Consider the following 8,332-nt stretch of genomic DNA (forward strand, 5'->3'; position numbering starts at 1 on the left):
GATAAATAATGTAATAATACGTAGATAAGTATCTAAGGTAATTAAGGCGACAAAGCTGTCCGATTATAAAAAGTAAGGCGGTAAAGCGATATTTCCCTATCACTCTTACCGCCTTAGCTGCTTTACAGTTTTTTATTTAGGTTGTTTGCCGATGTAGGCCAGGATACCGCCATCCACATAAAGGATGTGTCCGTTTACTGCATTAGAAGCTTCAGAAGCCAGGAACACCGCAGGACCGGTAAGTTCTTCCGGATCCAGCCAACGGCCGGCAGGCGTCTTGGCGCAAATGAATGAGTCGAACGGGTGGCGGCTGCCGTCAGCCTGCTTTTCACGCAACGGTGCAGTCTGGGGAGTAGCGATGTAACCCGGGCCAATGCCATTACACTGGATGTTGTATTCACCATATTCAGAGCAAATGTTGCGGGTCAACATCTTCAGACCGCCTTTGGCAGCAGCATAAGCTGATACGGTTTCACGGCCCAGTTCAGACATCATAGAGCAGATATTGATAATTTTACCATGACCTTTTTTCATCATTGCAGGCAGGACAGCCTTAGAAACGATAAACGGAGCGTTCAGGTCAATATCGATTACGCGACGGAAGTCGGCAGCTTCCATTTCGTGCATAGGAACACGACGGATGATTCCGGCATTGTTTACGAGGATGTCAATAGTACCTACCTCTTTTTCAATGGTAGCTACCATGGCCTGGACAGCCGGTTCATTCGTTACATCACATACATAACCGTGTGCCTTGATACCTTTTGCAGTGTATGCAGCCATACCTTTGTCCACCAACTCCTGGTTGATATCGTTGAAACAGATAGTAGCACCCTGCTCTGCATAAGCTGAAGCGATGGCAAAACCAATACCATAAGAAGCACCTGTCACGAGGGCTACTTTACCTTCCAAAGAAAAATTCAAATACGGATTCATAATATTAATTATTTAAATTAGAGAAATTATTGTATTTACGTTTATAAGCAGATGCTCATAATAAATCTGTTATCAGCGAGAAGTCCTGATCCCCGTAATCCAGATTTTCACCTCCCATACCCCAAATGAAAGTATAGTTGTGGGTAGCGGCAGCCGAATGGATAGACCATTCGGGAGACAATACAGCCTGATCGCCTTTCATCCATATATGGCGTGTTTCATCCACCTCACCCATGAAGTGACACACAGCATGCTCTTCCGGAAGTTCAAAATAGAAGTATGCTTCCATACGGCGGCTGTGAACGTGTGCAGGCATAGTGTTCCACACACTGCCCGGTGCCAGTTCCGTCATACCCATCTGCAACTGGCAGGTAGGCAATACCTGGTTTACCAGCATTTTATTGATATTACGATGGTTGGAGCCTTCCAGAGACCCCATTTCGGCAACCACAGCATCTTTCTTGGTCACCTTCTTGTCCGGATAATTGCGGTGTGCAGTTACAGAATTGAAATAGAACTTAGCGGGATGGGCGGCATCCTTGCTTTCAAATGTAACTTCACGGTCACCCGAGCCCAGGTAAAGGGCTTCTTTATAATCCAGTTCGAACACGGCATCACCGGCTTTCACTATGCCTGCACCGCCTACATTGAAGATACCCATTTCACGACGGGTCAGAAAGTAAGGTGCTTTCAGCGGATCGATAGCTTCCAAACCCAGCACTTCTCCCACCGGCATGGCTCCACCTACCACCATACGGTCATACATGGAATATACCATATTTACTTCATTCGGGGAGAATACCTTCTCTATAAGGAAGTCGCGACGGATTCTTTTCGTATCGTAGCTTTTGGCATCTTCTGGATGCGCGGCATAGCGAATTTCATAGTTCGTTTTCATGATAATTATTACGTCTTAAAAGTTATACATCCGGTTCAAGGTACGTCGTTTACGTACACGATGCAAATATAGGGAAAGAAAATGGAGAAACCGTGCAAATTTGTGCCAATTATGTATCAATATCGTTCAATTCTTATACGGATCCTGTTTTTCAAGGATGGTGGGATGAATCAACAACAAAAAAAACCCTCTAAAATTAGCCGTTTTAGAGGGTTTTTAGCTGCAAATAGCTGTATCGATGTTGGACTACCAGGATTCGAACCTGGGCAAACAGAACCAAAACCTGTTGTGCTACCATTACACCATAGTCCAAACTTATGTGCTTTCTGTTAAAAAGCGGTGCAAAGATAGAGGTATGTCCCGAAATATCCAAATATTTCGGGACTATTTTTTCTATCTATGTATTATTTTGCAATAATCAGATAGTAATTCTTCTTGCCGCGCTGTACCAACAAGTATTTATCATCCAGCAAATCGGCCGTTGTAACTACCTGGTCAAAAGCAGCCAACTTTTCCTTATTCAAGGAAACACCACCACCTTGTACCAATTTACGCATTTCACCTTTAGAAGCAAAAACCGCCGCATTATCTACAAATAAATCAACGGCTTTCACACCGGCAGCCAATGCGTCACGAGAAATCTCAAATTGAGGAACACCTTCGAACACAGCCAACAGCGTATCCTCATCCAGCTTTTTCAATGCATCGGAAGTTGCATTACCAAACAGGATGTTTGAAGCATCAACCGCAGCATTATAGTCTTCTTCAGAGTGAACCATAATAGTCACTTCCTTGGCCAGACGCTTCTGCAACACACGCAGGTGCGGAGCAGCTTCATGCTCGGCAATCAGGGCATCGACTTCTTCTTTGGTCAATGCGGTAAATATCTTGATGTAACGGGAAGCGTCCGCATCGCTGACGTTCAACCAGAACTGATAGAATTTGTAAGGAGAAGTATAACGGGGATCCAGCCAGATATTTCCTGATTCCGTCTTGCCAAACTTACCACCGTCGGCCTTCGTAATCAACGGGCTGGTCAGCGCAAACACCTCACCTCCATTCGTACGGCGAATCAGCTCGGCACCTGTCGTAATATTACCCCATTGGTCACTGCCTCCCATCTGTAACCGGCAACCTTTGGTTTCGTACAAGTGCAGGAAGTCGTAACCTTGCAGCAACTGGTAAGTAAATTCTGTAAAAGACAAACCGTCACGAGCCTCACCGTTCAGACGCTTCTTCACGGAATCTTTCGCCATCATATAATTTACGGTGATATGCTTGCCTACTTCACGGGCAAAATCAAGGAAAGAGAAATCTTTCATCCAGTCGTAGTTGTTCACCAGCTCGGCACGGTTAGGAGCATCCGAATCAAAATCCAAAAACTTGGAAAGCTGCGCTTTCATACCTGCCATGTTACGTTGCAACGTCTCTTCGGTGAGCAAATTACGTTCTGCCGACTTACCGGAAGGATCACCGATCATACCCGTCGCACCGCCGATCAATGCCAACGGCTTATGTCCGCAACGCTGGAAATGACGCAAAATCATCACACTGCAAAGGTGTCCGATGTGCAAAGAGTCCGCAGTAGGGTCAAAGCCAATGTATGCGGTCACCTGTTCCTTGGCCAGAAGTTCTTCCGTACCCGGCATCATATCGTGGAGCATGCCACGCCATCTTAATTCTTCTACAAAATTCATCGAATGAGATTATCTAAAATTATTTAAACGATTATATATCCATATCATACTAAAGACCTAAAAATCATTTAGTCTCCGCAAAAGTACGACACTTTATTCGAAGAAACAACTCTTATTGTTTAAAAAAGACTTTGCTTATATTTCCCCGGATCGCTTCCGAGAGTTCTCCCAATGAAACCCCACGCACCGCCGCAGCCTGTTCATACAGCCCGGTCACCGGAAGCGGACTTTCATCCGTCTCTATAAACAAATGATCAAGAGGAACCGCACGAAGGGCATCCGCCTGATACTTCTCGCCAAAAGAGAGATAAAATCCATGCTTCAGATACTCCTCCGCCAAAGCCGCTTTTCCACGAAATCCATGAATAATCCATGGATTCGAAGGGCGTAATGCCCCCCTCATTTTCAACAACTCATCCACAGCCTTTACCAAGTGAATAACCAAAGGCTTGTCCAGTTCCATAGACAGACGGGCCTGGAACGCAAAAATCTCCAGTTGCATGGACATGGGAGCGTTTGCCAATTTATCCAATCCAGCCTCGCCTACGGCAAGCACCCGGGGATGACGCAGCAACGAAAGGAAATTGTCTGAAAACCGTTTCGAAGAGATATCTTTTCCGGTTATGGATGAAGCAACGTACCACGGATGGATTCCTACCGAGTACCAGCCGCCTTCCTGCGGAACAAATGTTTCAGGATAACAGTTCACGATTGCCTCTCCCGGCATCTGTGGCAACCGGTGCGTATGTATATCGACAGGCAACCTCATGGAACGGGATCGTATCCGGAACCTCCCCAAGGATGGCAGCGCAGGACACGCTTCACGGCCAGATAAAGTCCTTTGAAAGGTCCATGTTTCTTTATAGCCTCCACTGCATATTGCGAACATGTAGGCGTAAAACGGCATGACGGCCCCAACATGGGCGAAATGCACTTCTGATAAAAGTAGATGGGAAGCAGCAAAAGATATGAAATCAACCGTTTCATACGCTCTCAGCAATGCGCGCCAAAGCAGTCTTCATTCGATTTTCTATAACGGAAGACTCCACCAACTGATCTGAAAGATAGATAAAAGCAATAGCCAGGCGACATTGCTTCTCTTCCAGCACACGCAGCAACTCATGCTTATTCATACGGTAAGCCTCCCTTATCTGGCGCTTGACACGGTTACGCTTCACGGCACGCTTGAACCGACGCTTCGATACACTGACAAGGATAGAAGCAGGTGCCTCCAATTCCTCTACAGACAGATATACCACCCGCAAGGGAAAGACTGAAAATGAACGGGAACCACCCGCAAACATCTTCTCTATAACTTTCTTCCGATTCAACCTTTCAGGTTTACGCAAAGTATTGGGCATATCTTTTTAGTTACGGGTTACGAACTACCAGCCGGAGTCAAAGAACCTCTCCCCTTAAAAGGACACAAGCTACAAGTATCATACGCATTTGCAGCGCAGCCCACTTGTAGCTTGTAACCGGTAGCTTATAACTGATATATTACTTTCCTTTATTATTCTCCTTGATGAACATATCAAGCGCCGCCGTCATAGAAGGAGCCTGTACGCTGGGAGCCTCTAAATCCAGACGAAGCCCGGCATCACGAACCGCCTGCGCAGTAGTAGAGCCGAATGTCCCGATTTTAATTTCCTTCTGTTCGAAATCCGGGAAATTCTTCTTCAAGGCACTGATACCTGCCGGACTGAAGAACACCAGCATGTCATAGTCAAACTTTTCATCGGCACCAAAATCATTGCTTACCGTACGATACATGACAACTTCTGTATGCTGAATCTTGTTCTTGTCCAACAAATTCTTGATTTCATCCGTATGTACATCCGACATGGGAACCAAGTACTTTTCAGTTTTATGTTTTATAATTGCAGGCAATAAATCATCAAATTTTCCGGTATTTCCAAAGAAAATCTTGCGTTTACGATACTGCACATATTTTTGAATGTACAAGGCAATGGCTTCTGACACACAGAAATACTTCATAGTTTCCGGAATTGTCACACGTAATTCCGTACAAAGATGGAAAAAGTGGTCAATGGCATGACGCGATGTAAAAACGACAGCAGTGTGATCCAATATGGACACTTTCTGTTGTCTGAACTCTTTTGATGAAAGGCTCTCCACTTTGATGAACGGGCGAAAATCTATTTTCACACCGTACTTTTCGGCGATGTCGTAATAAGGAGATTTCTCTGATGCCGGTTTCGGCTGCGACACAAGTACTTTCTTTATTTTCAACGTCCTAAAATTTTATTATCAAAAAATCGTTTAGTTGTATCATTCCTTGATATAACATAAAACAAGGAATGATTTCAAGGGCACAAAAGTACAAAATTAAAAGTAATCCACCATATAAATTGTCACAAAAAAGCTTTAGCCACTTATAGAACATTAATATTTTAGCAAAAAAGGCTAAAAGCAATCCGATTATTATCGTAAGTTGCAGACTTAAATCGAAATACACTATAAACAAAACGAAAGGAAACAGAGCAAATCCCAAATAATAAAGTAGTGTCGAATAAGATTCCAGCCAAAGCGCCGTTGTACTTTCGTCAAAAAAAATCCAACCCAAAAAGGAATAGGCCACCCATTTCAGGAAAAGATAAAGAAGGCATACCCCTATATAGATGTTCAGCAAGAGAAAAGGGGGAACATGCTGCACCAATGCAGGTTGTACATCACTGAAATAGCTGAAGACAGCGACTCCGGCAAGCACACAAGTCTGCAGAATCAGCAGCAACAGATAGCGCATGTCTGCCGCAGTGGAAGTAGCAAATATGCTGGTACGTTCACGGTGCAACAAAAAATCCTTTACCAGTTGCAACAGAAACTTACGGCTACGGGACAGGACATAAGACGACAGAAAAAAGCAACACAAGAGAATGGCGGTAATGCCGTCATCCATTCGCGGAGAATAAGGAATAGGAATTCCTTCCGGACCTGCCGTCATCCAGGCTATCAGCAGATTCATCATATCGCCGCAAACTTACGGATGGAAGCATCCCATAAAGGGGTGGTATGTATCAATTCGACAGCCTCTTGCGGTGTCCGGGCCACATGCCAGATAGCACCATGCTGTTGACGCATAAAGTTCTCGTCCACTGCCCGGTGGAGCATATCAAGCAACGGATCAAAATAGCCTTTTGTGTTCAGTATGACAACCGGATTGAGATAAAGCCCCAGTTGCTTCCAAGTAATGACTTCAAGCAATTCCTCTAAAGTACCGCAACCACCGGGCAAGGCAATAACGGCATCACTCAAGTCCGCCATCATCTTCTTTCGCTCATGCATGCTTTCCACCTCCCGAAGCTCGGTCAGCCCCGTATGGTGCCATCCCTGCTCTACCATGAAACGAGGTATTACACCGGTCACCTCCCCTCCTGCCGCCAGCACTGCATCCGCCACAGCAGACATCAACCCCATATTGCCTGCCCCGTTAACCAGACGGATACGCTGCCGCCCCAGCAGGGTACCCAGTTCGTGGGCAGCATCAAAATAAACCGGATCAATCTTCGTGCTTGATGCACTGTAAACGCATACGGAAGTTATCTTATTCATCGTATTCTTACTCTACCTTAATAATATGTGTACAAAGGTACGTGATTTCAAGGAGATTTGAAACAGAGGCAGATATCTTTCCTATTTCTTGTCTGCTATTTTTTGTGTTCGGGAAATCCGTCTTGTTCCACAAAGTATAGCAGAACCGATGTTTTTACTTGAAAAAGCTGTCCCGGAAAATTACAGATAGAAGGTAAAAGACAGATTGTCAATGAAGCTAAGCAAAAAAACAAACTCCCTGCCCACATCTGATGACATAAGCAGGAAATCATTTGGTTTGGCGAATCAAAGGTTTTTATAAATCAATATTCAAGCCAAAAATAATCAGGGGTGCGTAAAGTATCCCACAACAAAATACCAGCACTGGAGCTACATGAAATTGCAATATTGGGAATATTGTCAATCCGGTATCGAAACGTACTATCTATGACTTTCTTTCCACGATACAATACTGTGTCTAGAGCTATGACACGTATCTTTATTTTCAGACTGTCGTATTCGCTCTTGTCAAAACATGCAACTTCCATACCAATCCAATCTTCATAATAAATTAGTTCTTGGTCATTGGTTTTATTTATATACATACCTTTAAATACTAAGCTGTCATTTACCCAACATTTTATATAATCTTTACCGGTACGCTCTTTAAAACCTGTAGAAACTAAAATCATAAAATCATTTTTTGGAATCGAATGTTCAACACATCCCATCAACACAGTAAATATGGTCACAAAAATAAATATACGTGTCTTCATATTATTGTCTCTTTTTAAGCCTTTGTCTCCAGTTTGGAATATGCCTGTTCAACTTGTTATGAATATAATTATCTCGAATCGTCTGTATCTGAGAACGGTTCAGTAGAGTCGCTTTAAGATAATCTCCATCTTCCTTCTGAATTATGAATTTCTGTGTCATCAAGTTCTCCAAATCCATTGTATGATCCAATCCTCCAGAGTGACCAAGTTCATGAGCAAAAGTCCGATTATCATTATTGTTCAGCATATTGGGAACTGCTTTCGTTCCAATTTTTATATCCAGACTGTTTCTATAAGTTTCAGCCATAACTACACTACTGGTAGTTTTTGTCAATTTATCTTGGTTTACAATCTGGAAAACGGGTTCATTGTCCTTTATATCATAATACCGTGCACCATAGTCATGCCAGTTCAAGCCCTTATTCGCATCATACTCCTAACCATTATACTTGTAAGGCTGAACATTCGTAGTA

At 43.7% G+C, this 8,332-nt stretch carries 11 protein-coding genes and 1 tRNA gene; all 12 read right to left on the minus strand.

The genetic code is table 11. The features are described from left to right. Positions 1-132: 132 nt before the first annotated feature. Positions 133-936 (minus strand): gluconate 5-dehydrogenase, encoded by an 804-nt coding sequence (locus HMPREF9446_RS09995; RefSeq protein ID WP_009125517.1) that lies wholly within the window; start codon positions 934-936, stop codon positions 133-135. Between the two features lie 55 nt (positions 937-991). Then, positions 992-1,834: a 5-dehydro-4-deoxy-D-glucuronate isomerase gene (gene kduI / locus HMPREF9446_RS10000; protein WP_009125518.1), complete on the minus strand. Its 843-nt coding sequence runs from the start codon at positions 1,832-1,834 to the stop codon at positions 992-994. 241 nt (positions 1,835-2,075) lie between these two features. Further along, positions 2,076-2,146: transfer RNA gene (locus HMPREF9446_RS10005), tRNA-Gln, on the minus strand. A gap of 92 nt (positions 2,147-2,238) precedes the next feature. After that, complete coding sequence (gene tyrS, locus HMPREF9446_RS10010; protein ID WP_009125519.1) at positions 2,239-3,531, minus strand: tyrosine--tRNA ligase; 1,293 nt, start codon at positions 3,529-3,531, stop codon at positions 2,239-2,241. A 112-nt stretch (positions 3,532-3,643) separates the two neighbouring features. After that, a complete protein-coding gene (locus HMPREF9446_RS10015; RefSeq protein WP_039969010.1) occupies positions 3,644-4,300 on the minus strand; it encodes a TatD family hydrolase in 657 nt (218 codons plus the stop codon). Next, positions 4,297-4,518, minus strand: a complete 222-nt coding sequence (gene yidD / locus HMPREF9446_RS10020; RefSeq protein ID WP_039969011.1) for a membrane protein insertion efficiency factor YidD — start codon at positions 4,516-4,518, stop codon at positions 4,297-4,299. The genes HMPREF9446_RS10015 and yidD overlap by 4 nt, the downstream gene beginning before the upstream one ends. Next, positions 4,515-4,892 (minus strand): ribonuclease P protein component, encoded by a 378-nt coding sequence (rnpA, locus tag HMPREF9446_RS10025; protein WP_009125522.1) that lies wholly within the window; start codon positions 4,890-4,892, stop codon positions 4,515-4,517. The genes yidD and rnpA overlap by 4 nt, the downstream gene beginning before the upstream one ends. Before the next feature lie 139 nt (positions 4,893-5,031). After that, on the minus strand, positions 5,032-5,784 hold the full coding sequence (locus HMPREF9446_RS10030; RefSeq protein ID WP_009125523.1) for a uroporphyrinogen-III synthase: 753 nt from the start codon (positions 5,782-5,784) through the stop codon (positions 5,032-5,034). Between the two features lie 4 nt (positions 5,785-5,788). Continuing rightward, positions 5,789-6,520, minus strand: coding sequence for a DUF4271 domain-containing protein (locus tag HMPREF9446_RS10035; RefSeq protein WP_009125524.1), 732 nt, complete (start codon positions 6,518-6,520; stop codon positions 5,789-5,791). Further along, a complete protein-coding gene (locus tag HMPREF9446_RS10040) occupies positions 6,517-7,104 on the minus strand; it encodes an LOG family protein (protein ID WP_009125525.1) in 588 nt (195 codons plus the stop codon). The genes HMPREF9446_RS10035 and HMPREF9446_RS10040 overlap by 4 nt, the downstream gene beginning before the upstream one ends. Before the next feature lie 302 nt (positions 7,105-7,406). Continuing rightward, the gene (locus HMPREF9446_RS10045) at positions 7,407-7,859 is read right to left on the minus strand and encodes a hypothetical protein (protein ID WP_009125527.1); all 453 of its coding nucleotides are present in this window, start codon (positions 7,857-7,859) and stop codon (positions 7,407-7,409) included. 1 nt (position 7,860) lies between these two features. Next, a complete protein-coding gene (locus HMPREF9446_RS19120) occupies positions 7,861-8,274 on the minus strand; it encodes a hypothetical protein (RefSeq protein ID WP_009125528.1) in 414 nt (137 codons plus the stop codon). Between the last annotated feature and the right edge of the window lie 58 nt (positions 8,275-8,332).

This window comes from Bacteroides fluxus YIT 12057 (assembly GCF_000195635.1).
Classification (GTDB): Bacteria; Bacteroidota; Bacteroidia; order Bacteroidales; family Bacteroidaceae; genus Bacteroides; species Bacteroides fluxus.